Annotated in this window: 21 protein-coding genes; 10 read left to right on the forward strand and 11 right to left on the reverse strand. The window is 69.9% G+C overall.

What is annotated here, in order from left to right; all coding sequences use genetic code 11:
* Positions 1-178: 178 nt before the first annotated feature.
* Positions 179-556, forward strand: coding sequence for a DUF1761 domain-containing protein (locus ACWED2_RS33680; RefSeq protein ID WP_449694549.1), 378 nt, complete (start codon positions 179-181; stop codon positions 554-556).
* Positions 553-1371: an SMP-30/gluconolactonase/LRE family protein gene (locus tag ACWED2_RS33685; RefSeq protein ID WP_449694550.1), complete on the forward strand. Its 819-nt coding sequence runs from the start codon at positions 553-555 to the stop codon at positions 1369-1371. Before ACWED2_RS33680 ends, ACWED2_RS33685 begins: the two co-directional genes overlap by 4 nt.
* A gap of 43 nt (positions 1372-1414) precedes the next feature.
* Here ACWED2_RS33685 and ACWED2_RS33690 read toward each other — a convergent pair whose 3' ends face one another.
* From ACWED2_RS33690 to ACWED2_RS33700, 3 genes are read right to left on the reverse strand one after another with little or no spacing between them, the layout of a single operon-like run.
* The gene (locus ACWED2_RS33690) at positions 1415-2476 is read right to left on the reverse strand and encodes a polyprenyl synthetase family protein (protein WP_449694551.1); all 1062 of its coding nucleotides are present in this window, start codon (positions 2474-2476) and stop codon (positions 1415-1417) included.
* Complete coding sequence (locus tag ACWED2_RS33695; RefSeq protein WP_449694552.1) at positions 2476-3498, reverse strand: terpene synthase family protein; 1023 nt, start codon at positions 3496-3498, stop codon at positions 2476-2478. Before ACWED2_RS33695 ends, ACWED2_RS33690 begins: the two co-directional genes overlap by 1 nt.
* Positions 3495-4910 (reverse strand): cytochrome P450, encoded by a 1416-nt coding sequence (locus tag ACWED2_RS33700; protein ID WP_449694553.1) that lies wholly within the window; start codon positions 4908-4910, stop codon positions 3495-3497. The genes ACWED2_RS33695 and ACWED2_RS33700 overlap by 4 nt, the downstream gene beginning before the upstream one ends.
* A gap of 179 nt (positions 4911-5089) precedes the next feature.
* Here ACWED2_RS33700 and ACWED2_RS33705 point away from each other — a divergent pair, with 179 nt between their 5' ends.
* Entirely contained in the window at positions 5090-6331 is a 1242-nt protein-coding gene (locus ACWED2_RS33705) for a cytochrome P450 family protein (protein ID WP_449694647.1), read from the forward strand.
* 85 nt (positions 6332-6416) lie between these two features.
* On the opposite strand, the gene ACWED2_RS33710 is transcribed toward ACWED2_RS33705, so the two are convergent.
* Entirely contained in the window at positions 6417-8003 is a 1587-nt protein-coding gene (locus ACWED2_RS33710; protein ID WP_449694554.1) for a DEAD/DEAH box helicase, read from the reverse strand.
* 237 nt (positions 8004-8240) lie between these two features.
* Between ACWED2_RS33710 and ACWED2_RS33715 the strand changes: the two genes are divergently transcribed.
* From ACWED2_RS33715 to ACWED2_RS33735, 5 genes are read left to right on the forward strand one after another with little or no spacing between them, the layout of a single operon-like run.
* A complete protein-coding gene (locus ACWED2_RS33715; RefSeq protein WP_449694555.1) occupies positions 8241-9947 on the forward strand; it encodes an acyl-CoA dehydrogenase in 1707 nt (568 codons plus the stop codon).
* Complete coding sequence (locus ACWED2_RS33720) at positions 9947-10393, forward strand: nitroreductase family deazaflavin-dependent oxidoreductase (protein WP_449694648.1); 447 nt, start codon at positions 9947-9949, stop codon at positions 10391-10393. Before ACWED2_RS33715 ends, ACWED2_RS33720 begins: the two co-directional genes overlap by 1 nt.
* The gene (locus tag ACWED2_RS33725; RefSeq protein ID WP_449694556.1) at positions 10390-11151 is read left to right on the forward strand and encodes a 2-keto-4-pentenoate hydratase; all 762 of its coding nucleotides are present in this window, start codon (positions 10390-10392) and stop codon (positions 11149-11151) included. Before ACWED2_RS33720 ends, ACWED2_RS33725 begins: the two co-directional genes overlap by 4 nt.
* A gap of 9 nt (positions 11152-11160) precedes the next feature.
* On the forward strand, positions 11161-11574 hold the full coding sequence (locus tag ACWED2_RS33730) for a hypothetical protein (RefSeq protein WP_449694557.1): 414 nt from the start codon (positions 11161-11163) through the stop codon (positions 11572-11574).
* A gap of 33 nt (positions 11575-11607) precedes the next feature.
* Positions 11608-12474, forward strand: a complete 867-nt coding sequence (locus tag ACWED2_RS33735; RefSeq protein WP_449694558.1) for a YwqG family protein — start codon at positions 11608-11610, stop codon at positions 12472-12474.
* 60 nt (positions 12475-12534) lie between these two features.
* Here ACWED2_RS33735 and ACWED2_RS33740 read toward each other — a convergent pair whose 3' ends face one another.
* Positions 12535-14904 (reverse strand): Tex family protein, encoded by a 2370-nt coding sequence (locus ACWED2_RS33740; RefSeq protein ID WP_449694559.1) that lies wholly within the window; start codon positions 14902-14904, stop codon positions 12535-12537.
* 145 nt (positions 14905-15049) lie between these two features.
* Here ACWED2_RS33740 and ACWED2_RS33745 point away from each other — a divergent pair, with 145 nt between their 5' ends.
* Positions 15050-16525 (forward strand): chitinase, encoded by a 1476-nt coding sequence (locus ACWED2_RS33745; protein WP_449694560.1) that lies wholly within the window; start codon positions 15050-15052, stop codon positions 16523-16525.
* Positions 16526-16663: 138 nt separating this feature from the next.
* Positions 16664-17293, forward strand: a complete 630-nt coding sequence (locus ACWED2_RS33750) for a class I SAM-dependent methyltransferase (RefSeq protein ID WP_449694561.1) — start codon at positions 16664-16666, stop codon at positions 17291-17293.
* 3 nt (positions 17294-17296) lie between these two features.
* Here the strand turns inward: ACWED2_RS33750 and ACWED2_RS33755 are convergent, their stop codons facing one another.
* The 6 genes from ACWED2_RS33755 to ACWED2_RS33780 form a co-directional block, all read right to left on the reverse strand.
* Positions 17297-18568 carry a hypothetical protein gene (locus tag ACWED2_RS33755; RefSeq protein WP_449694562.1) on the reverse strand — a complete coding sequence of 424 codons (1272 nt, stop codon included), beginning with the start codon at positions 18566-18568 and terminating at the stop codon, positions 17297-17299.
* Positions 18565-19191, reverse strand: a complete 627-nt coding sequence (locus tag ACWED2_RS33760; RefSeq protein WP_449694563.1) for a hypothetical protein — start codon at positions 19189-19191, stop codon at positions 18565-18567. The genes ACWED2_RS33755 and ACWED2_RS33760 overlap by 4 nt, the downstream gene beginning before the upstream one ends.
* A 5-nt stretch (positions 19192-19196) precedes the next feature.
* On the reverse strand, positions 19197-19811 hold the full coding sequence (locus ACWED2_RS33765) for a cytidylate kinase-like family protein (protein ID WP_449694564.1): 615 nt from the start codon (positions 19809-19811) through the stop codon (positions 19197-19199).
* Positions 19812-19829: 18 nt separating this feature from the next.
* A complete protein-coding gene (locus ACWED2_RS33770; RefSeq protein WP_449694565.1) occupies positions 19830-20285 on the reverse strand; it encodes an NUDIX domain-containing protein in 456 nt (151 codons plus the stop codon).
* A gap of 399 nt (positions 20286-20684) precedes the next feature.
* Positions 20685-22343, reverse strand: coding sequence for a GMC oxidoreductase (locus ACWED2_RS33775; RefSeq protein ID WP_449694566.1), 1659 nt, complete (start codon positions 22341-22343; stop codon positions 20685-20687).
* Positions 22343-23806, reverse strand: coding sequence for a flavin-containing monooxygenase (locus tag ACWED2_RS33780; RefSeq protein ID WP_449694567.1), 1464 nt, complete (start codon positions 23804-23806; stop codon positions 22343-22345). Before ACWED2_RS33780 ends, ACWED2_RS33775 begins: the two co-directional genes overlap by 1 nt.
* Between the last annotated feature and the right edge of the window lie 64 nt (positions 23807-23870).

A 23870-nucleotide genomic window follows, 5' to 3' on the forward strand; every position in this document is an offset into this window, starting at 1 on the left:
ACGACCCCAAACCCTTCGTCTGGACCAAAACCGCCGACCAGATCCTCGACACCCTCGCCGCATACTGCCAACGAATTAACGACTCAGGACACTAGAAGTTTTTCGCCCGGCATGTCGAAGCGCCGCCGGCGGCGTCGACGTCCCCTTCGCAAGCAGGTGCTACGCGAAAGGGATTCCGATGCAGGTGATGGCTGTGCTGGTGGCTTCCGTGGCGGGGTTCGTGGTGAGTTCCGCCTGGTACACGGCGTTCGGGACGGTCTGGGCCAGGCTGAGCGGGGCGGCCGTCGAGCGGCCCGCGCCGTGGAAAACGGCCGCGGAGTTCGTCCGGACGCTGCTGCTGGTGACCGTGTTCGCCGGGTTGCTGACCGCGGTCGGCGTCGACGGCGTCCCGGGTGCGCTCGGCCTGGCGTTCGTGCTCTGGGCGGGCTTCCCGGTGCTGATCCTGGCCGGGTCGGTGCTGCACGAGAACGTGCCGGCGCGGCTGGCCGGCTTGCACGCCGGCGACTGGCTGGCCAAGATCCTGGTCGTGGCCGTGATCCTGGGGGTGTGGCGATGACCCGGGTGCTGCTCGACGGGATCGCGTTCGGCGAGTCGCCGCGCTGGCACGACGGCCGGCTGTGGTTCGCCGACTGGCTGGCCCACGAGATCGTCGCCGTCTCGCCGGCGGGCGAGCGGGAGGTGGTCTTCCGGGCGGACTTCCCGACGATGCCGATGTGCTTCGACTTCCTCGACGGCGACCCGCTGGTCATCTCGTCTTCGCAGGGCTTGCTGCTGCGCCTCACGGGCGGTTCCGTGGTCACCCACGCCGACCTGGGCGGAACGGGCTTCAACGAGATCGTGGTGGCGGCCGGCGGCGGCTGCTACGTCAACGGCGGCGGGTCCGACCTGATGGCGCGGGAGGCCTTCCGGCCGGGCGTGGTCAAGTACGTCTCGCCGTCCGGGGACGTGCGCGAAGTCGCGGACGGCATCGCGTTCGGCAACGGCATGGCCCTGACCCCGGACAGCGGGACGCTGATCGTGGCCGAGTCGTACGCGCACCGGCTGACGGCGTTCTCGATCCGGCCGGACGGCTCGTTGCGCGATCGCCGGGTGTGGGCGGACCTCGGCGACGGCGTCCCGGACGGCATCGCCCTCGACGCGTCCGGCGCGGTCTGGGTGGCGGACGTCCCGGGCAAGTCGTGCACGCGGGTGCGTGAAGGCGGCGAAGTCCTGGAGCGGGTGACGCTGGACAGCGGGTGTTTCGCGTGTGCGTTGAGCGACGACACGCTGTACCTGGTGACGCAGGAGTGGCACGGTCTCGACGGGGTCGGATCCGGCCCGCGGACGGGCCGGATCCTGACCCACCCGGTCGGCACTCCCCGGGCGGGGTAGCCGCCACCTCGAGAGCGGCTGCTCCGGACAGCCGCTGATCGGGTCAGAACTCGCGCTTCATCAGGGTGGTGGTGAGGGCGGCGAGGTGGGAGCGGGCGGACCGGTCGAGGTCGAGCCCGTCGATCAGGTCCCAGGCGACGGACACCTGGCGATCGGCCTCCGCCCGGGTCCATTCCCGGCCACCCGCCTCGTCGATGGCGTCGGCCAGTTCGGCCACCTCGTCGTCGGTCAGCGGATCCGGGCTCGTGTAGCGGGCGGCGATCCGGCGCGCTCCGGTCGCGGTGGAGGCCAGCGCGGCCGCGACCGGAGCGCTCTTCTTCCGCGCCCGCAGGTCGGAACCGACCGGCTTGCCGGTCACGCGCGGATCGCCCCAGATGCCCAGCAGGTCGTCCACCAGCTGGAAGGCGATGCCGAGGTGGTAGCCGAACCGTTCGAACCGCACCGACCACTCCGCCGGGGCCGACGCGAAGGCGGAGCCCAGCCGGCAGGAGCAGCCGAGCAGGACACCGGTCTTGCCGCCCATCATGGCCAGGCAGTCGGTCACGGACACGGTGGCTTCGGACTCGAACCGCAGATCGAGTTCCTGGCCGACGGCCAGCTTGCGGAGCGTGGCGGCCAGCACGGCCGTCGAGCGCGCCGCGGCCGGGTGCCGGCAACCGGCGATCGCCTCGAATCCCAGTGCGATGAGGGCGTCTCCCGCGAGAATCGCCATGGGCTCACCGAACTTCGCCCACACGGTCGGCCGGTGCCGGCGTTCCCGGTCACCGTCCATGATGTCGTCGTGGATGAGCGAGGCGTTGTGCAGCAGCTCGATCGCCGCGCTCGCCGGCACCGCGTCCTCGGGCCCGCCGCCGGCGGCCTGCGCGCACAACAGCGTGAACGCCGGCCGGATCAGCTTGCCGGCGACCTGCCCCGTCCGGTGACCGTCCACATCGTACATTCCGAGCTGGTAGCCGCAGACCTGGCTCAGCTGCCCGCCGAGGCTGTCGATCGAGCTGCTGAGCACAGGCGGCAAGAGCCAGCGGGCCATGCTCAGGCCGGGGTTGAGGCCCGGCGCCGGGCGCGCGTCGAGCTCCGGTGTGCCACCGCTGCTTGGCAAGGACATCAGGCTGCCTCCCGGTCGGTTCGGCCGACGAGCGCGCGTTCCAGGTATTCGGCCGGATTTCCGTTGTCTCGCAACGAGTCCCGGTACCGGCGGGTACTCGCCGACCACTCCAGGTTGCCGCGCATCCAGGAGCGCATACCGGCCGCGTACGCGGCCAGCTCGGCCGTCCCTCCCGAGGAAGCCGGCAGGGCCGGCTCGTCACCGAGGTAGTCGCCGAGGCGCTCGGTGATGAGGCGGGCGACGGTCGCCACGGCCTCGGCCCGGTCCAGCCCCCGGGACTGCTCGACCACCGGAACGAGGTTGTGGAACTCGCCCAGCGAGATCTCCTTGTCGAGCGAGTAGAGATCGTTGGTCCAGCACACGACGTCACAGGCCGCGCGCAGCGTTCGCGCGAACGGATCGCTGTCGAACACCGGACCCGGAACATCGATGTGCTCGACGATCTCGATCAGGTCCATGCACACGTAGATCGCACCGGTGTGCCGCCGTTTCTCGATGTATTCCGCTTCACCGGGCACGGTGCCGGACACCCGATTGCCCGCCTCCCACACCGCCGCCATCCCGCCGGCCACGACGTGCTCGGTGAAACGCGCGCGCCAGCTCGGCCCGGCGTGGACCACGGTGCGCCGCCACAGGTCCGCCAGCGCGGTCACGATGGCCGGGGCGCCCGGAGCGGCCCCCCGATCGTGCAGCACGTCGAAGATCGCCCCCATCAGGTCGCCGACCTCGCCGCGGTCCTTGCCGAGCAGGCCGTCGTCGAGCTGGTCGTCGAGGAGGAACAGCCAGGCGAACCAGTCGGCCACCAGCGCGAGTTCCCCGACGCCCGCGGTCGGGTAGGTCACCGCGGCGAACCAGCCGAAGTCGGCCTTGCCGAAGCGCTCCTTGGCGGCGGCCCGTTCGATCAGGCCGTGTTCGACGACCCACCGGTCCAGGTGCCGGCGGGCGCTCTCGACGTGCGGGTTGCACTGAGCGGGGATGGCCTCGAACGCCTCGACCATCGAGGCCACCGCGTCGGCGGTCATCGCCTGGCCACCCGGACGTGCACGCCGCCCTGGGGGTGCAGAGTGATCAGCGGTTCCATCGCCATGTCCCGGTACCGATCGGGGATCGTCACCCGGTACTCCTGCATGATCATGGCGAGGATGGTCGTGAGTTCGGTCAGCGCGAAGTGTTTGCCGATGCAGTTGCGCGGCCCGCTGCCAAACGGCGTGTACGCCGCCCGCGGCCGCTTCGCGATCTCGGCCGGCAGGAAGCGATCCGGGTCGAACACCGCCGGCTTCGGCCAGAATTCGGGACTGTGGTGCAGCATCAGGAAATTGAGGTAGATGTTCGACTTCGGCGGGATCCGGTAGCCGCCGATCACGTCCGCTTCGATCGACGATCGCTGGGTCTGCCAGGCCGGCGTGTACAACCGCAAGGTCTCGTCGACGACCCTCCGGGTGTACGCGAGCTTCGGAAGGTCTTCGAAGGCCGGGACGCGACCGCCGAGCACGCCGTCCACTTCGGCCTGCAGCTGTTCCTGGACGTCGGGGTGTTTCCCGACCATGTACATCAGCCACGCGACCGAGTTGCTGGTCGTCTCGTACCCGCCGATGATGAGGTTGAGCACCTCGCGGTGCAGCTGCTCGTTCGTCAGGCCGGTACCCGTCACGTCGTCGACGGCGTGCAGCAACGCGTCGAGCAGGTCGTCGTGCACCTCGCCGGTGCGCTCGCGCTCGTGGACGACGTCCGCGACGAAACCGTCCATCGTGGAGATGATCTCCGCCAGCCGCCGTCGTGAGGGCGTCGGCCAGGTCAACGGGATGACCGGGAACCGGAAGAACCGTCCGACGATCTCGTTGGCCTCCAGGAACAGGGCTTCGATCGCGTTCGCCCGCGCGTCGATCTTGTGGCCGAACAGCGAACGGAACACGATCCGCATGGCGAGCTGGCCGAGTTCGGTGCTGGCGTTCACGGTGTCCGATGGGCGGTATTGCCTCTCCCAGCGGCGAAGCATCAGTCCGGTCTCGTCCGTCATGTTCCTGAGGAACCCGGCGACCTGCGGACGGTGGAACGCCGGCTGCATCGTGCGCCGCTGGTGCCGCCACGGCTCGCCGCCGACGTTGCCGATCAGCCCACCGCGCAGGATGGGCTCGATGACCCGGTAGAGGTAGGTGTCCTTGTTGTAGTTCTCGTGGTTGCGCACCAGGACGTGTTCGAAGTAGTCCGGGTGGTTGAGGACGATCATCTTCATGCCGAAGACCCGGACCGAAAAGATGTCCCCGTAGTCGGCGATCATCCGCCGCAGGAAGCCCACCTGGTCCTGGCGCATGGCCAAGCCGCTCAGCACGTTGTCGCGGAACCGCGGCCGGGGTAGTGCCTTGGCCGAGCCCACTGTGGAGGCTCGCTCTGCGGAGGTGGCGACTCCGCGAACGTCCGTCGTCGGGATGCGCATGGTTCCTCTTCCGTCAGGTCTGCCGGGTGCCCTCCATCCAAGAACCGGGTGATCGGCGCAACAACTTCGGCGTTGCTCAATGACCTGCCGATCGTTCGCTTCGCGCACCGGGGATTGCCATTGTTGGGTCTGCTGGCAACAGGACACCGCGAAGGCGCGGTGAAGGAGAGGTTGTGACCATGGCAGAGTGTCCACATCGCTCCGGTCGCTTCGACCTCGCCGGGCTGGGCCGCGCATTCGTCGACGATCCCCACCCGACGTTGGCCGAGATCCGCGAGGAGGACCGGATCCGCAGGGTCGTCTACCACGGAGTGCCCGCCTGGCTGGTGACCCGGTTCGAGGACGCCGAAGAGATCTACTCGGATCCTCGCATCTCATCGGACTTCGCGAACGCCGAAGAACAGGTGCGCGCCGTGCCGTGGATCTCCGGCGCCACCGCTCTCGGCGTGACCAAGGGCATGCACCACCTCGACCCACCGGAGCACACCCGGCTGCGCAGGCTGACGGCGCAGGCCTTCACCTCGCGACGCGTCGAGGCGTTGCGCCCGATCGCCGATCGCGTCTGCGCCCGGCTCCTGGACGCCGCGCTCGCCCGCGACGAGGTCGACTTCCTGCACGATTTCGCGGTTCCGCTGGGGTGCCGCGTGATGATGACCGTGCTCGGCGTGCCGGACGAGGACACCAGTGCCTTCGAGAAGCAGGCGGGAATCATGGTCTCCACCGATCCCGCCGACGTTCCCAAGCTGCCGCAGACGATGCGGTGGCTGGACGGCTACTTCGGCACACTGATCACGGCCAAGCGGAAGCGGCTGGGTGACGACCTGCTGAGCGAGCTGATGACCCCGGCCGGCGACGAGGAGCCGCTCGACGACGCCGAGCTGCGCGCGATGACGCATCTGATGCTGACCGCGGGTTTCGCGACGACGGCCAACCTGATCAGCAACGGGCTGCTGGCCCTGCTGGAGCATCCGGGGCAGTTCGCCGCGCTCCGGGACGATCCGGCGCTCCTGCCGGCGGCCGTCGAGGAGATGCTGCGCTACGAGCCGCCGGCCACGGTGGCCTTGCCCAAGTTCGCGAAGGAGGACCTGACGTTCGCCGGCGTCCGGATCCGCCGCGGTGAGGCAGTGGTCGTTTCGATCGCCGCGGCGAACCGCGACCGGCGCCGGTTCCCCGACCCGGACGGGTTCGACATCCGGCGGCCGCCGGCCGGGCACTTGAGCTTCGGGCACGGCATCCACACCTGTGTCGGCAGGCAACTGGCCAGGATGGAAGCCCAGGTGGCGTTCACCGCCCTGCTCGAACGGTGCCAGGACGTGGTGTGCGCCGTCCCGGCCTCCACGCTGGCTTGGCAGGCCTCCTACGGCCTGCGGATGCTCAAGCGTTTCCCGGTGATCTTGACCCCGGTCCCGGTCACGCTCTGAGCTGCGCCGCCACCCACCGGCCCGGGAACGGCGTGACCCCGGGCACCAGGCCCGGGGTCACGCCGTCAGTAGAGAGCGGAAGCCGTCAGCGGCCTCGGCGACCGCTGCCCGCGCGGGTGCTCGAGGAGAACGCCGCCGCGCCGCCGGAACGGCCGGCTCCCGCGGCGGGAGCCCCGCCGCGGCGGCCGCCGCCGGAGCCGCGGCGCTCGGTCGAAGCCGAGGCTGCGGCCGGAGCCGCCGAGCGGCGACCCGAACCGCGGCCCGAACCCGCACCGCGGCCCGGCTCGGCGGACTGGGTGCGGCGGTCCGGACGCGGCTGCTGGTCGTCACGGCGGGACTGGGCGTTGGCCCGGGCCCGCTGACCGCCACGGTTCTCCTTCGGCGCGCTCGGGCCACCGCGACGTCCGCCGCGGGCCGGGCGCTCTTCACCGTCCCGGGAGCGGGCCGGCCGGGCCGCCCCCGTGGCCGAAACCTTCTTCGGCCGGTTGTCCACCGCCGGGGCCTTCGTGAACGTCCGCTCGCCCGGGGCCAGCTCCGCCAGCAGCGGGTGGCCCGGCCCGAGCTGGGTCGTCGTCGGCTTGATGCCGGCCTTGCGGGTCAGGTCCCGCACGTCGCGGACCTGCGCGTCCGTCATCAGCGTCACCACCGTGCCCGACGCCCCCGCGCGCGCCGTGCGGCCCGAACGGTGCAGGTACGCCTTGTGCTCCACCGGCGGGTCGGCGTGGATGACCAGCCGGACGTCGTCGACGTGGATGCCGCGGGCCGCGATGTCCGTGGCCACCAGGGTGCGAGCCGTTCCGGACGAGAACGCCTCGAGGTTGCGCGTGCGCGCGTTCTGGCCCAGGTTGCCGTGCAGCTCCACCGCCGGGACACCCGAAGCGTTGAGCTTGCGCGTGAGCGCCTTCGCGCGGCTCTTCGTCCGTGTGAACACCAGCGTGCGCCCGGGCGCCGCGGTCAGGTCGACCAGCACCGGCAGCCGGTGGGTCTCCTCCAGGTGCAGGACGTGGTGTTCCATCGTCGACACCGGCGACTGCGCCGAGTCGACACTGTGCGTGACCGGGTCGTTCATGAACCGCTTGACCAGCACGTCCACGCCGTTGTCCAGGGTGGCCGAGAACAGCAGCCGCTGGCCGCGCTCGGGCGTGGCGTCCATGATCCGCCGGACCTCGGGCAGGAAGCCCAGGTCGGCCATGTGGTCGGCCTCGTCGAGCACCGTGATCTCGACGGCGTCGAGCTTCACGTGCCCGGACCGCATGTGGTCGGCGAGCCGGCCGGGGCAGGCGACGACGATGTCGACGCCGTCACGCAGCTTCGTGATCTGCGGGTTCGCGCTGACGCCGCCGAAGATGGTCGTCGCCTTGAGGCCCAGTGGCCTGGCCAGGGGCAGGATCGACGCCTCGATCTGGGTCGCGAGCTCGCGCGTCGGCGCCAGGATCAGCGCGCGCGGACGGCCGGGCTTGCGCCGCGTCGGGCCCGCGGCGAGGCGCGCCAGCACCGGCAGCACGAAGCCGTACGTCTTGCCGGAGCCGGTGCGGCCGCGGCCGAGGACGTCACGCCCGGCGAGGGTGTGCGGCAGGGTCGCCGCCTGGATGGGGAAGGGCTCGGTGACGCCCTGCGAGGCCAGTGCGGCCACCAGGGGAGTCGGCAGGCCCAGTTCGGAAAAAGTGCTCATAAGTGCGTGCGGGCGCGCAAACGCCCTGGTCTCCAATTACCTGAGAAGGGTTGTCCTGCCCGGCGCAGACCGACTGTGCGGCCGCGGCGCGTGGTAGTCGACAACAGCAGCGGGCCGAGGCAGAACTGAGCGGCCCGCAAGATCAGTGTACCGAACAAGGGTGACCTACCCCCAGTGAGATTGCCCGCACTCGGAGGCGCTTGCTAAGTTACCGGTCGGTAATCGAGGAGGACGACCATGCTGCTGAACCCGCGCGAGTACGACCCGGCGCACTTCGACGCCGAGACGCGGCGCCTGCTGCGCGCCACCATCGACTGGTTCGAGCAGCGCGGCAAGGCGAAGCTGACCGAGGACTACCACAACCGCACCTTCTACGCGGACTTCATCGAGTTCGCGGGCAAGGAGGGCCTGTTCTCGACCTTCCTGACGCCGTCGGCCGACGGCGGCGGCAACCCGGACAAGCGCTGGGACACCGCCCGCGTCGCCGCGCTGTCGGAAATCCTCGGGTTCTACGGCCTGAACTACTGGTACCCGTGGCAGGTCACGATCCTCGGCCTCGGCCCGGTCTGGCAGAGCGCCAACGCGGCAGCGCGCGAGCGCGCGGCGGCCGCTCTCGACGCCGGTGGCGTCGGCGCCTTCGGGCTGTCCGAAAAGGACCACGGCGCCGACATCTACTCCTCGGACATGGTGCTGACCAAGGACGGCGACGGCTACCGCGCGACCGGCTCGAAGTACTACATCGGCAACGGCAACTGCGCGCGCACGGTGTCGGTCTTCGGCCGCATCGACGGCGTCGAAGGCCCGGACCAGTACGTCTTCTTCTACGCCGACTCCGAGCACCCGGACTACCACGTCGTCAAGAACGTCGTGCCGTCGCAGATGTACGTCGCCGAGTTCCGGCTCGAGGACTACCCCGTGCGCGCCGAGGACATCCTGCACGTCGGCGCCGAAGCCTTCAGCGCCGCGCTGAACACGGTCAACATCGGCAAGTTCAACCTCTGCTTCGGCGGCATCGGCATGGCGACGCACTCGCTGTACGAGGCCATCACGCACGCGCACAACCGCGTCCTCTACGGCAAACCCGTCACCGCCTTCCCGCACGTCCGCCGCGAGTTCGTCGAGGCCTACGCGCGGCTGACCGCGATGAAGCTGTTCTCCGACCGCGCCGTCGACTACTTCCGCAGCGCGAATCCGGACGACCGCCGCTACCTGCTGTTCAACCCGATCACCAAGATGAAGGTGACCACCGAGGCGCAGAAGGTGATCGGCCTGGTCGCCGACGTCGTCGCGGCCAAGGGCTTCGAGGCCGACACCTACCTGGCGATGTCCAAGAACGACATCGACGGCCTGCCGAAGCTCGAGGGCACGGTGGCCGTCAACCTGGCGCTGATCGCGAAGTTCATGCCGAACTACCTGTTCGCGCCGCAGGAGTACGCGCCGGTGCCGACGCGCACCGACGCCGCGGACGACGAGTTCCTGTTCCGCCAGGGCCCGGCGCGCGGCCTGTCGAAGGTGCGGTTCCACGACTGGAAGACCGCCTACGCCGAAGCCGCGCACGTCCCGAACGTCGCGCTGTTCACCGAGCAGGCCGGCTACCTGGTCAAGCTGCTCACCGAGGCGGCGCCGGACGAGGCGCAGCAGGCCGACCTCGACTTCGGGCTCGCGCTCACCGAGCTGTTCACGCTGATCGTGTACGGCCAGCTGATCCTGGAGCAGGCCCGGATCACCGGCCTGGCCGACGAGGTCGTCGACCAGATCTTCGCGGTGCTGGTGCAGGACTTCAGTGTCGCGGCGGTGGACCTCAACGGCAAGGCGAGCTCGACCGAGGCCCAGCAGGCGATCGCGCTGGCCGCGCTGCGCAAGCCGGTGGTGGACACCGCGCGGTTCGAGAACGTCTGGGCGCGGGTGCGGGAGCTCTCGGGGGTCTACGCTATGCAGCCGTGATGGCGCGGAAGTACCGGATGGGCGTGACGCGGAAGGCCGCGAACGTCGTCGTGAAGGCGTTGCTGGAACGCGGGATCCCGGCCGCCGGTGGCACCGGGTTCCTGCTGACCACGCGGGGACGCAGGAGCGGCGCGGACCGGACCACCCCGGTCAACGTCATCGAGGCCGGCGGCGACCGCTGGCTGGTGGCGCCGTACGGGCCGGTCGGCTGGGTGCACAACCTGCGCGCCGACCCGACCGCCCGGCTGCGGCGCGGCCGACGGCGCGAGACGTGGGAGGTCGAGGAGGCCGACGCCGCCACGGCGGGCCCGGTGCTGCGCGCGTACGTCCGCAAGATCCCGGTGACGGCGCCGTTCTTCGACGCGAAGCTGACCGGCCCGCCCGAGGCGTTCGCCGCGGAAGCCGATCGACACCCGGTGTTCCGGTTGGCAAGATCGCGGGCGTGAAGCGAGAGCGGGCGGCGGAGCTCATCTGGGACGCGTGGCTGACCGGCAAGCGGCTGGAGGGCCTGCCCGACGACGCCCGCCCGTGCGACCTCGCCGAAGGCATGGCGGCGCAGGCGGCGCTCGCCGAGCTGGCCGGGCCGGTGTCCGGCTGGAAGATCGCCGCGACGACCGTGTACGCCCGGCAGTACCTCGGCGTCCCCGGTCCGCTGCCGGGCGCGATGTTCGAGCGGTACCACCACAGCGAGGGTTCGCCGGTGCCGGCGGACACGATGACCATGGGCGTCGCCGAACCGGAGTTCGCCTTCCGGCTCAAGGCCGACCCGGGGCTGTCGCCGTCGCTGGCCGCGGTGCTCGACGCGGTCGACACGATGTTCCTCGCGATCGAGCTGCCGGACAGCCGCTACACCGACCACCGCCACGCGGGCGGCCCGCAGCTGCTGGCCGACGCGGCGTGCTCGGGCCGGTTCGTCGAGGGCCGTCCGGTGCCGGGCTGGCGCGACCTCGACCTGCCCCGCCGCCAGGTGGTCCTCCACGCGAACGGCGAGGAGTTCTCCCGCGGCAGCGGCAGCCTGGTGCTGGGCGATCCGAGGCTGGCGCTGCACTGGCTGGCGATGGAGCTGCCCCGCCACGGCCTCGCGTTGCGCCCGGGCGACATCGTGACGACGGGAACGGCGACCCCGCCCTGCCCGATCCACGCGGGCGGCCACGTGGTGGCGGACTTCGGCGAGCTGGGCCGCGTGGAGGCGCGGTTCCGCTAGAGTGATCGGGTGCTGACGTTCCGTGCAGGTTTCGTCGTGCTGGCGGTGGTCGTGGCGGCGCTCGACGCGGGCTTCTGGGCGTCCGCCCGCGGCTCGCACCCGGCGAAGGCGCCCATCGGCTTCTTCGTGGCGTTCGTGCTCCTGCTGGCCCTGCTGACGGCGGCCGCCGGCGTGGTGCGCTGGGAGGTGGCCGCGCCGCTGGGTGCGGCGTCGACGTCGGGCCTGCTGTTCGTCGGCGCGACGGCGATCTTCAGCGTGGGCCTGGGATATCTGCTGGCGGCCGTGGTGGAGGCGGCCTTGGTGCGGCGGCTGGTGCTGGACGCGTCGCCGGTCGGCTGGCGTGGGGGTACCTGGCTGATCAGCGCGTCCGCTGCCGTGGTTCCGGTGGTGCTGTTCCCGGTGGGGCTCTTCGCGCTCCGGTGATTTTTTGTCGGTGCCCCCTGCCACGATGCCCCGGTGACTTCTTGGAGAGATCGACTCGACACCCTCGCCCACGCGCAGTTGCCCGCCGAGCTGGCTTCCGCGTGGATCGCACTGAGCCGCCCGGGGATCCGCCTGGTGCCCGGCGGCGAAGGCCCGCGCGTGGGCCGGATCGGTGGTGCGCCGGCCATGCCCGCGGACCTGCCGTGGCCCGAATGGCCGGGCCGTGGCCCCCTGGACTTCCTGGCCGCGGTGGACTGCGCGGCACTGCCACGGGAGTTCTTGAGCATCCCGTTGCCGGAGGCGGGCACGCTGCTGTTCTTCTACTTCGACGGGTTCCGCCGGGAATCCGAAGACGAGCCGCTGCTCGAAGACGTCGAGGGCAGCCGGGTGCTGTTCGTCCCGGCGGGCGTGCCGGTCGTCGAACGGGCCGCGCCCAAGGGTCCCGTCCCGTACCCGGCCTTCGATCTCGCCGCCGAGGTGGTGGCGACGGCCCCGGAGCGCGAGCACATCCTGCTCGACCAGACGATGACAGCGAGCGGGGAGTCACTCGACGAAGCGTCCGAGATGGTGGAGCTCCCCGACGGGTCCGCGGGCTCCGAGGTGTTCGGCGAGCTGGCCGCGCAGGCCCGGGGCCGGGGTCCGGAACACCAGGTCGGGGGGTTCGCCGCACCCGTCCAGGGCGCGGTGGAGAACGAGATCGCCGCGGAGGTGCTGGGGGACTACCGGCACCCACGCCGGGCCGAGGAGGCGGCCCGCTGGGTCCTGCTCGCCCAGATCGACAGCGACGACAAGACCGACATGACCTGGGGCGACATGGGAATGCTGTACTGGGTCATCCGCACCGACGACCTGGAGGCGGGCCGCTTCGAGCGCGCGCGGTGCACCTTGCAATGCGGCTGACGGTCCCTTGACCGCAGGGAGGCCGCCCCGGCTCGTCCGGCGCGGCCTCCCTGGCTGCCCTTACTTGTTGCCGAACCCGGCCCGCCGGAGCGCGTCGGCCATCGAGCCGCTCGCGTTGCCGCCGCGGTCCCGGCCGCCCCCGCCACCGCGCCGGTCGCCACCGCCGCCACCGCGGCGCTGACCCTGACCACCCTGGCCGCGGTCCCGGCCGCCGCCCCCGCCGCCACCGCGGTTGCCCGAGCCGGCGCCCGGCTCGTCGTCCAGCCGCAGTGTCAGCGAGATGCGCTTGCGCGGGACATCCACGTCGAGGACCTTCACCTTCACGATGTCCCCGGGCTTCACGACCTCCCGCGGGTCCTTGACGAAGTTCTTCGACAACGCCGAAACGTGGGCCAGCCCGTCCTGGTGCACGCCGACGTCGATGAACGCGCCGAACGCCGCCACGTTCGTCACCACGCCCTCCAGGCGCATCCCCGGCTTGAGGTCCGAGATCTTGTCCACGCCCTCGGCGAACGTCGCAGTCTTGAACGCCGGGCGGGGGTCGCGGCCCGGCTTGTCGAGCTCCGACAGGATGTCCGTCACCGTCGGGAGACCGAACTGCTCGTCCACGAACTCGGCCGGCTTCAGCGACGAAAGCGTCCGCGTGTTGCCGATCAGGCCGCGGATGTCGGTGCCCGTCTTGGACAGGATCCGCCGGACCACCGGGTACGCCTCCGGGTGCACCGCCGAGGAGTCCAGCGGGTCGTCGCCGTCCGGGATCCGGAGGAAGCCCGCGCACTGCTCGAACGCCTTCGGGCCGAGCCGCGCGACCTCCTTCAGCGCCATGCGGGAGCGGAACGGCCCGTTCGTGTCGCGGTGGGCCACGATGTTCTCCGCCAGGCCCGTCGTGATGCCCGAGACCCGGGTCAGCAGTGGTGCCGACGCGGTGTTGACGTCCACGCCGACGGCGTTCACGCAGTCCTCGACCACCGCGTCGAGCGAGCGCGACAGCGAAACCTCGGACAGGTCGTGCTGGTACTGCCCGACGCCGATCGACTTCGGGTCGATCTTCACCAGCTCGGCCAGCGGGTCCTGCAGCCGGCGCGCGATCGAGACCGCGCCGCGCAGCGAGACGTCCATGTTCGGCAGTTCCTGCGAAGCGAACGCCGACGCCGAGTACACCGAAGCGCCCGCCTCGGACACGACAGCCTTCGTCAGCTTCAGCTCGGGGTGCTTCTTGATCAGCTCCTGCGCGAGCTTGTCCGTCTCGCGCGACGCCGTGCCGTTGCCGATGGAGATCAGGTCGACCTTGTGCCGCGCCGCCAGCGCCGCGAGCTCGGCGATCGACTGGTCCCACTTGTTCGCCGGCTGGTGCGGGTAGATGACGTGGGTGTCGACGACCTTGCCGGTCGCGTCCACGACGGCCACCTTGACGCCGGTCCGGAAGCCCGGGTCGAGGCCCATCGTGGCGCGGGTGCCGGCCGGCGCGGCCAGCAGCAGGTCGCGCAGGTTGGCCGCGAACACGCGCACGGCGTCGTCCTCGGCCGCCTGGCGCAGCCGCATCCGCAGGTCGATGCCCAGGTGCAGGAGGATCTTGGTGCGCCACGCCCAGCGCACGGTGTCGCCGAGCCACTTGTCGGCCGGCCGCCCCTGCTGGGCGATGCCGAACTTCGCGGCGATGCGCTGCTCGTACTCCGTCGGCCCGACCTGCGGCTCGTCGGTGGGCTCGTCCGGCGCCATGGTGAGGTCGAGGATCTCCTCCTTCTCACCGCGCAGCATCGCCAGGATGCGGTGCGAGGGAAGCTTGGTGTAGGGCTCGGAGAAGTCGAAGTAGTCGGAGAACTTCGCCCCTTCCTCCTCCTTGCCGGCGCGGACCTTGGCCACCAGGTGCCCCTGGCCCCACATCTTCTCCCGCAGGTCGCCGATGAGATCGGCGTCTTCGGCGAAGCGCTCGACCAGGATCGCGCGGGCGCCGTCGAGGGCGGCCTGGGCGTCCGAGACGCCCTTGTCCGCGTCGACGAACACCGCCGCGGCGGCCTGCGGATCCGTCGAAGGGTCGTTCAGCAGGCCGTCGGCGAGCGGCTCGAGCCCCGCTTCGCGCGCGATCATGGCCTTCGTGCGGCGCTTCGGCTTGTACGGGAGGTAGATGTCCTCGAGCCGGGACTTCGTGTCCGCCGCCAGGATCGACGCCTCGAGGGCGTCGTCGAGCTTGCCCTGGCTCCGGATGGACTCGAGCACGGCGAGCCGGCGCTCGTCGAGTTCCCGCAGGTAGCGCAGCCGCTCTTCGAGCGTGCGCAGCTGCGCGTCGTCGAGCATGCCGGTGACTTCCTTGCGGTAGCGCGCGATGAAGGGCACGGTCGAACCGCCGTCGAGCAGCTCGACGGCGGCCTTGACCTGTCCTTCGCGCACGCCGAGTTCTTCGGCGATCTTCTGCTCGACCGACACGCTCACTGCAACACGCTCCTGCTTCGCCTGGTTCCGATCGTCTCATTCTGCCGTTTCGGGCGCCCCGACTTTCGGATGGGGTTCCTTGACAATCAGATTGGTCTAGTCCACTTTGTGGTGACCTGCCTCACCAGTGTCACGGAGGTTGCCCGTGGTCCCCAAGGTTCGCTTCGCTCTGCTTTCCTTACTTTCCGTGGTCGTGCTGTCTCTCGGTGTGACTTTCGTGCTCGCCGGCAGCGCCGCGGCGGCGAACATCCTGGCCAACCCCGGCTTCGAGGCCGGGACGACGGGCTGGACGTGCACCGGCGCGGCGGCCGCGGTGGGCTCGCCGGTGCACAGCGGCAGCCGGGCCCTGAACGCGACGCCGTCGTCCTCGGACAACGCCCAGTGCTCGCAGACGCTCACCGTCTCGCCGAACACGGCGTACAAGCTGTCGGGCTGGGTCCAGGGCAGCTACGTCTACCTGGGTGTCTCGGGTTCGGCCACGGCCAGCACGTGGACGCCCGGCACCAGCGGCTTCCAGCAGCTTTCGCTGAGCTTCACGACCGGCTCGAGCACGTCGCTGACGGTGTACCTGCACGGCTGGTACGGCCAGCCGGCCTACTTCGCCGACGACGTCAGCCTCGACGGCCCCGGCACCCCGCCGACGACCACGCCGACCACGCCCACCACCCCGACGACGACCACCACACCGCCGACGACGACCACCACGACCACGACGCCGCCCACGCAGGGTGACCTGCCGAAGCACGTCCTGACCGGCTACTGGCAGAACTTCTACAACGGCGCCAAGGCACTGAAGCTCGCCGACGTCCCGACGAAGTACAACATCATCGCGGTGTCCTTCGCGGACGCCACCGGCACGCCCGGCGCGGTGAGCTTCACGCTCGACTCCGGCCTGTCTTCGCAGCTCGGTGGCTACACGGACGGCCAGTTCAAGGCCGACGTCAAGACGGTGCAGGCCCGCGGCCAGAAGGTGATCATCTCGGTCGGCGGCCAGAACGGCACGATCAGCGTCGGCGACTCTTCGTCGGCGAACAACTTCGCGAACAGCATCAAGTCGCTGATCGCGAACTACGGTTTCGACGGTGTCGACATCGACCTCGAGAACGGCATCAACGCCACGTACATGGGCCAGGCGCTGCGCAGCATCCACAACGGCGGCGGCAAGGTGATCACGATGGCGCCGCAGACGATCGACATGCAGTCCACCGCCGGCGGTTACTTCCAGCTGGCGCTGAACATCAAGGACATCCTGACGATCGTCAACATGCAGTACTACAACTCGGGTTCGATGAACGGCTGCAACGGCAACGTGTACTCCCAGGGCACGGTCGACTTCCTGACCGCGCTGGCCTGCATCCAGCTGCAGGGCGGCCTGCGCGCCGACCAGGTCGGCCTGGGCTTGCCGGCGTCCCCGCAGGCCGCGGGCGGCGGCTACCAGGCCCCGGCCAACACGGTCTCGGCGCTGAACTGCCTGGCCCGCGGCACATCGTGCGGCAGCTTCAAGCCGTCGGCGACGTACCCGTCGATCCGCGGCGCGATGACGTGGTCGATCAACTGGGACGCGTCGCAGGGGTACGCGTTCGCCAACACGGTGTCGGCCGGTCTCGCGGGCCTGCCGTAACGCTGAGCGGCCCTCCCGGCGGCGCGGTCCGGGAGGGCCTCTCCCGTTCGCGGCGGTTCGTCACCCCGGGGAGCCGGGTATCGTGTCGGCGGCCGAATATCCCGGTCGGCGGAACGGCGGGCGCTGGAAGCGGGAACCATGATCGAACAGGTTCACCACTGGGACGGCCTGCACGGCGCACGCGACGCGGGGACGAGCGCCGACGGGCCGTCGTCGTTGGTGAAGGAGACCGCAAGGTCCCTCGGCAACCGTGCGAAGGTGCTCGAACTCGGCTGCGGGGCGGGAGCGGACGCAGCCCATTTCGCCTCCGAGGGGCATGAAGTACTGGCGCTGGACTTCTCCGCGGTGGCGATCCGCCGGGCGTCGCGCCACTACTCGGACCTCGGCGTGCACTTCCGGGTGGCCGACTTCGCACGGCCGCTGGAGCTGCCGTCCGAGTCGTTCGACCTGGTCTATTCCCGCTTGTCGTTGCACTACTTCACCGACGAGGTCACGCGTGCCATCGTCGGTGAGGTGGCCAGGGTCCTCGTCCGGAACGGCCGCTTGGTCGTCCTGTGCAGGTCGGTCGCCGACCCCCTGTGGGGCAAGGGCGTCGAGCTCGAGAAGAACATGTACCGGCTCGATGGCCATGTTCGCCATTTCTTCTCGGCCGGCTACCTCCGCGAGCTCATCGCGGACCGATTCGACCCGGCGGAAGTAACCGAGTTCCCCGGGGTCGCCTACGGCTATGCGTCGGCTTTCGTCAAAGCTGTCGCCAGGCGCAGCTGAATCTCAACGCCGGCGCAGCCGGGTCAGCGCGAACTGGAGCACGAGCACCACGGCGGTCGCGATGAAGTTCGGCGCCAGCTCCGACGCCGAGTGCTGACTGCGCAAAGCCCAGGTCACGGTCGTCCAGCCGATGATCACGGCCGCGGTCAGCCACAGGACGACGGTGGTGACGCGAGCGTAGGCCAGCCGCGTCGCCGCGTTGATCGTCGTGCCGACGGCTCGCATGCGCGGCGCGGTGTCCAGGCTGACCGAGACAAGCCGCATCAGTTCACAGGTGATCCCGTGCGTCCGGGTCGACTGGGCGTCGCCGGACGACGGGTAGGTGAATCCCTGCGGCGATTTCACCGCCTTCGCGATCTTGAGCAGTGGCTGTTGCCACAGGAACGAGAAGAACCTCGTCGAGGGGAACAGCCGCAAGGTCAACTCGATCAGGTAGAGCTGCCACGGTATCCGCACGTAGTACTGCCGCCGACCGGCGGTGTATTCGTAGTTCGCCTCCACCGGCGAGGACATTTGGGTGCGGAGGGTGGCGACCAGCTTCCGGTGTTCTTCGTGGAGGAAGACGCGGTGGGACTTTCGCCTGATCGTCGCGATGACGGTCAGCGCGAATATCCGGGCATACGGGTTTTCTTCGGCGGGAGCGGACTGGAGATGACGGATCAGAGCTTCGACGTCGTTGTCCTTGACCGGTTCGGACGCGGCCGAAAGCGCGCGCAGGACGTGCGCCGTCGCCAGGGGGTCGAACGAGCCCGTCCCGGTGCCGAGACGGGTGCCCCAACCTCCGGGAGCCAGGCGGGCGGCCTGGATGCGGCGGATCAGCTCCCGCAAGTGGACATCGCGCCCGACCACGGTCACCGGCACCCGCGAAAGCGCAAAGACGAGGTCGGCGGACTTGAACGTGTCGAGGCGTTCCACGGCGATGCGCCGGGAAACCTCGATCGCTTCGTCCGGGTCCGCGGCCAGGCGCGGTTCGACGACCTCCCGGTGGCGGAGGTAGTCGACCAGTGCCTGAAGCTGCCTGAAGCTGTCGCCGATTTCGGACGTGTTGCTGATCACGAGAATCGCGGCGGCCGTACCGAAGAGTCCGCGTTGCTCGAATTCGAAGCGATCGAGGTACTGGCCGGCAGCGATCATGCCGTCCGGGAGATCACGGATCTGGGCTCCGCTCTCGAGGAGAAGGTCGAACTTGGCGCGGATCGCCACCATCGTGGCGTCCGCCAGGTGTTCGTCGATGCACCGGTACTGCCGTGTCGTCTGGAGCAGTTCCGACTTCATTCGATTGCCTGAGCCGCAAAACGCCGAAGCAACGTCAGCGTCGCTCTGACGTTTGCATCGCCGGGAAAGGCGGCGTAGTCCCAGAGATCGGGAGTGCCGACCGCCGCGGCGAGCTGCCGCCGGAAGTACTGCGGAACTCCGATGTCCTCGGCCAGCGTGCACTGGCCCTGCGTCGAGCCCAGCATCAGGTAGGGCCGCTCACACCAGTCAGCGGCGTGCTGCGTGAGCATCGTGAGTACGTCGGCAGTGCGGACCGCTGCCCGGGTGGGCAGCCGCAAGCCGTACGAGCCGGGTACGACGTGGAGGTGTGCGTGATCCACGCAGGCCGAAGTGGGGAACGACGGAGCCGAAACACCCCCGTGCTCCCAATAGGTCAGTTCCCCGAACTGGTCGCCGAGGCCGGTCAGAGCCTGCCTCAGGAACTCGGTGAAGCCGCTTTCCGGTGCGGTCGCGCACAGGTTGGGTACGTGCTCCGCGGGCGAAATGAGGACGTAGCCCGCGACCAGGGAACCCACGCCGGGCAGGATGCAACCCCGGCCGTGGCGGAGCAGGATCGGCTGGTCGGTCCACGGCAGCTCTCGGTCGTGCATTGCCCGGCAGATGAAGCAGTCTTCCCGGTGCATGGCTTTCACCGCCTCGAGCCGCGTTCGAGCAGGGCCTCTACGTGGCGCATGAGCACGGGCTGGAACTCGCGGATGCCGACGTCGGAAGCCGCGACGGATGACTCGGCGATGTACGCCGAATTGTCGACGTGCAGGTCGAACAACGCAGGATCGTAGTCGAACCGGACGCCGTACAGGTACGCGAACTGCTTGCGCGCGAAGCAGTCCTTGCGGTGCATCAACGCCGCGGCCTCTCGAGCGGACAGGTGATCGTGGTGGCGCAGGTGCGAAACCGTGCACTTCCTGACCCGGGCCGCCCAGCTCGAGCGGAGCCACACTCGTACGGCCGTGGCCGACCGGCACAGCCAGGGCTGCAGCCAGGCGTCCACGATGACCGACGAGCTGTCCGAAACCAGTTCGAGCATGCGCCGGTCGGCCTCGAGATCGATGGTCCGGTCGCGGCGTCGGATGTCGTCCTGCTCCGGTGTCCAGTCGCGGGACCCGTTCACGGCCGTCAGCTGCTTCATGATCGGCGACATGTCGAGATAGGTCCATCCGAGTTCGGCGGCCACCAGCCGGGCATGTGTCGTCTTCCCGGCCGCCGTCCACCCGGAGATGAGGACCTTGTTCGTGCGGGCCACCTTTCCCCCTCGTGTCGGCTATGCCCGGTGGTTCGCGACCTCTTTGATGACGTACTCCTGGTCGGAGATCAGCGGCAGGTCCAGTGCACTCGAAAGCGGGACCCAGCGCACGTCCGAAAGAAAGTCCTCGGCAGTGTTGTTCACCCGGCTCACAGTGCCGGACTCGATCTCGCAGAACCGTGCGACGGCGATGACCTTGACGGTCTCATCCGTCGTTCTCAGGTTCCACTCCCAAAGGTGCAGCAAGCGTCCGGGCGTGACCTCGAGCCCGACCTCCTCCCGGACCTCGCGGCGAAGAGCCTCGTCGACCGATTCGTCACCGTCCAGCCGCCCTCCCGGAAGCTCCCACCGGTTCGGGTTGTTCGGATCCAGCGCGCTTTTCCGGACCAAGAGCAGTTCCTGCTGTCTGAGGATGACCGCTTTTTGCGCGAACCGTATTTTCATGACGTCTGTTCCCCTGATCGTCAACTTCACGTCGGTGGACGGTTCCGGTGCCCTGACTGAGTCGTCCGGTCCCGCGAGAATGTTGCACCCTACCAATGCAACGTCCGGGTGGTGTGTGCCCGGTGATCTGCCGAAGCGGACACGGACGGTGAGCGGAATGCGCGCCGGAACGGCTTAGCCCGCGCTGACCTCGGTGGGCCTGCCGCCATGGGCGAGAAGCGTCCTCGACAAGATTGCGCCACGATTCGGGTATTTCGCGCCGAATTACCGCAATGAACACCACTGGGTGGCGCCGGAATCGCACTGAAGGCTACTGACGGTACTTGGTCACGCGTATCGGCGCCGTGAGGTGATCGTTGGTTCGGGTAGAAGTAGGTGTGCCGAGGGGTGAACCTCGGCTACCTTTCGTGCGCGATCCCGAAGGTGTGACTACCGGGGTGTCAACGGCAGCCGCAGGGCGGCCGGCGCTTCCTGCGGGACGGCCGGGCTTCGAGGCGGCACCGCCGCCACCCGCCGGTACGGCTCGCCGAGCGCAGGCCGCGGATCCGCCTCACCGTGGTTCGGCCAGAACGCCATCGCCCGCTCGGCCTGGGCGGTGATCGTCAGCGACGGGTTCACGCCCAGGTTCGCCGAGATCGCCGAGCCGTCCACCACGTGCAGCCCCGGGTGGCCGTACAGCCGCTGGTACGGGTCCACCACCCCCGAAGAAGGAGAGTCGCCGATCGCACAGCCGCCGATGAAGTGGCCGGTGATCGGGATGTTCGCCAGGTCCGTCCACGCGCCTTGGGGCAGGCCGCCGATCTTCGCGGCCACCCGGCGCGTCACCTCGTGGCCCGCCGGGATCCAGTCCGGCGACGGCGCCCCCGAGCCCTGTCGGGTCGTCATGCGCCGGCCGAACAGCCCGCGTTTCGTGTACGTCGTCACCGAATTGTCCAGGGTCTGCATCACCAGCAGCCCGATCATCCGCTCCGACCAGTGGCGCGGGCTGTGGATCCGCAGCAGGTCGCGGCGGGACCGCCACAGCTCCCGCAGCCCGAGCACCCAGCGCCGGCGCCCCGGGACCGCGTCGACCAGCACCGTCGCCAGCAGGCCCATCAGGTTGCTGCCGCGCCCGTACCGCACCGGCTCCACGTGCGTCACCGCGTCCGGGTGGATCGACGACGTGATCGCGACACCCCGCGAGTAGTCCGTGTCCGGGCGCAGCGACCGGGCCGCCAGGACCGCTTCGGAGTTCGTGCGGGCCAGCAGCCCGAGCCGGGGCGACAACGCGGGCAGCGTTCCCGTGTCACGCATCTTGTGCAGCAGCCGTTGCGTGCCCAGCGCGGCCGCCGAGAACACCACCTGCGTGGCGGTGTACGTCCGGCGGGAGAAACCACCGGTCCGGCGCGTGTCGACCGCGTACCCGCCGGAGATCGGTCGGACCGTCACCGCCGTCGTCAAGGGGTGCACCACCGCACCGGCCCGTTCGGCCAGGTACAGGTAGTTCTTGACCGTCGTGTTCTTCGCCCCGACCCGGCACCCGGTCATGCACTCGCCGCACAGCGTGCACGACGAGCGCAGCGGGCCGGCGCCGCCGAAGAACGGGTCCACCCCGGACTGTCCGAAGTAGACGCCGACGGGCGTGCGCCGGTACGTGTGCCCGACCCCCATGTCTTCGGCCACGTCCCGCAGGACGCGGTCCGCGGCCGTCGTCGCCGGGTTCCCGACCACGCCGAGCATCCGCTTCGCCTGGTCGTAGTACGGCGCCAGCTCGGCCTTCCAGTCCGTGATGTGCGCCCACTGCGGGTCTTCGTAGAACCCGTCCGGCGGCTCGTACAGCGTGTTCGCGTACACCAGCGAGCCCCCGCCGACGCCGGAACCGCTCATCACGAACGTGTTCTTCAACAAGGTCAGGCGCTGGATGCCGAAGCAGCCCAGCGCGGGTGCCCACAGGTACTTCCGCACCCGCCACGACGTCTTCGCGAACTCGTCGTCGGCGAACCGGCGGCCGGCCTCCAGCACGCCGACGCGGTAGCCCTTCTCGGTCAGCCGCAGCGCCGTGACGCTGCCGCCGAACCCCGAACCGATCACCAGGACGTCGTAGTCCATCAGCCGGCCACCCGGTAGTCGGCGACGTCGAAGCGCCGCGTCCGCCGGTCGTACTCGGTGACCAGGCCGGGCCAGTTGGTCGTCACCCGGCCGTCGGCCTGCCGGTACCAGCTCGTGCAGGCGCTCCACACGCTGCGGCCCAGCCGCCGCTGCACCTCCCTGTCGTACCGCTCCTCGACCTCCGGCCGCACGTCCAAGTAGGACACGCCGGGGCGCGCGAGCCGTTCCACCGCCTGGCGGATGTAGCGGGCCTGCCGCTCGATCATGTAGATGATGGACCCGGCGCCGAGGTTCGTGTTCGGGCCGTAGACGCAGAACAGGTTGGGGAAGCCGGGCACGGTCATGCCCAGGTAGGCCCGCGCGCCGCCGGACCACTCGTCGTCCAGCGACCGGCCGCCGAGGCCGCGTACCGCCATCCGGCCGAGGAACTCGGTCGCGGCGAAGCCGGTGCCGTAGACCAGGACGTCCGCCTCGATCTCCGTCCCGTCCTCGACCCGCACGCCCTTCTCGGTGATCTCGGCGATCCGCCGCGTCTCGACGTCGACGTCCGGCTGGGCCAGCGCGGGCAGGTAGTCGTTGGTGAAGAGGATCCGCTTGCAGCCCATGGGATAGGCCGGGGTCAGCTTCGCGCGCAGCTCGGGGTCCTTGATGTGGCGGCGGCGCAGCTGCGCGGTCCGCAGCTCGAACATCTTCGCCAGCACCGGGTGGCGCGTCATGGCGTACGTGGCGTACTCGGCGAGCAGGAAGATCCGCAGCCGGCCGAGCAGCTGGGTCGGCGGCAGGTGCTCGAACAGCCAGTGCTGCCACCGCCGGTAGCTCGGATCGGACTTCGCCATGACGTACGGCGGCGTGCGCTGGAAGACCGTGACGTGCTGCGCGCGTTTCCGCAGCTTGGGCACGAACTGCACGGCGCTGGCCCCGGTCCCGATGACGGCGACGCGCTTGCCGGTGAAGTCGACGTCGTGGTCCCACCGCGCGGAGTGGAAGGCGTCGCCGGCGAAGCTCTCCCGGTTCGGGATGTTCGGCAGCGCCGGCCGCGAAAGCTGCCCGACGGCGGGCACGAAGACGTTCGCCTCGAACGTTTCGCCGCCTTTCGTTTCGACTCGCCAGAGCTTGCGCTCTTCGTCGAACGCGGCGGCGGTGACCTCGGTGCGGTACCGGATGTGCGGCTCGAGGCCGTACTTCGCGATGACGCGCCGCAGGTAGGCGAGGATGTCGGGCTGGTGCGAGAACCGCTTCGGCCACCGCGGGTTGGGCTCGAAGGAGAGGGAGTACAGCGGCGACGGGATGTCGCAGGCGGCGCCCGGGTAGGTGTTGTCCCGCCACACGCCGCCGGGTTCGGCGGCGCTCTCCAGGATGGTGAACCCGGTGAACCCGGCGCGCTTGAGCTCGATCGCCGTCCCGATGCCGCCGAACCCGGTGCCTGCGATCAGCACCGTCGGCCCCTTCGCCGAACCAGTCATGCCCGAAAAGCTACGGACTCGGCGCCTGTGACAACAGGCCACGAACGGTCACTCAATCGAGATT

This window comes from Amycolatopsis sp. NPDC005003, assembly GCF_053600695.1.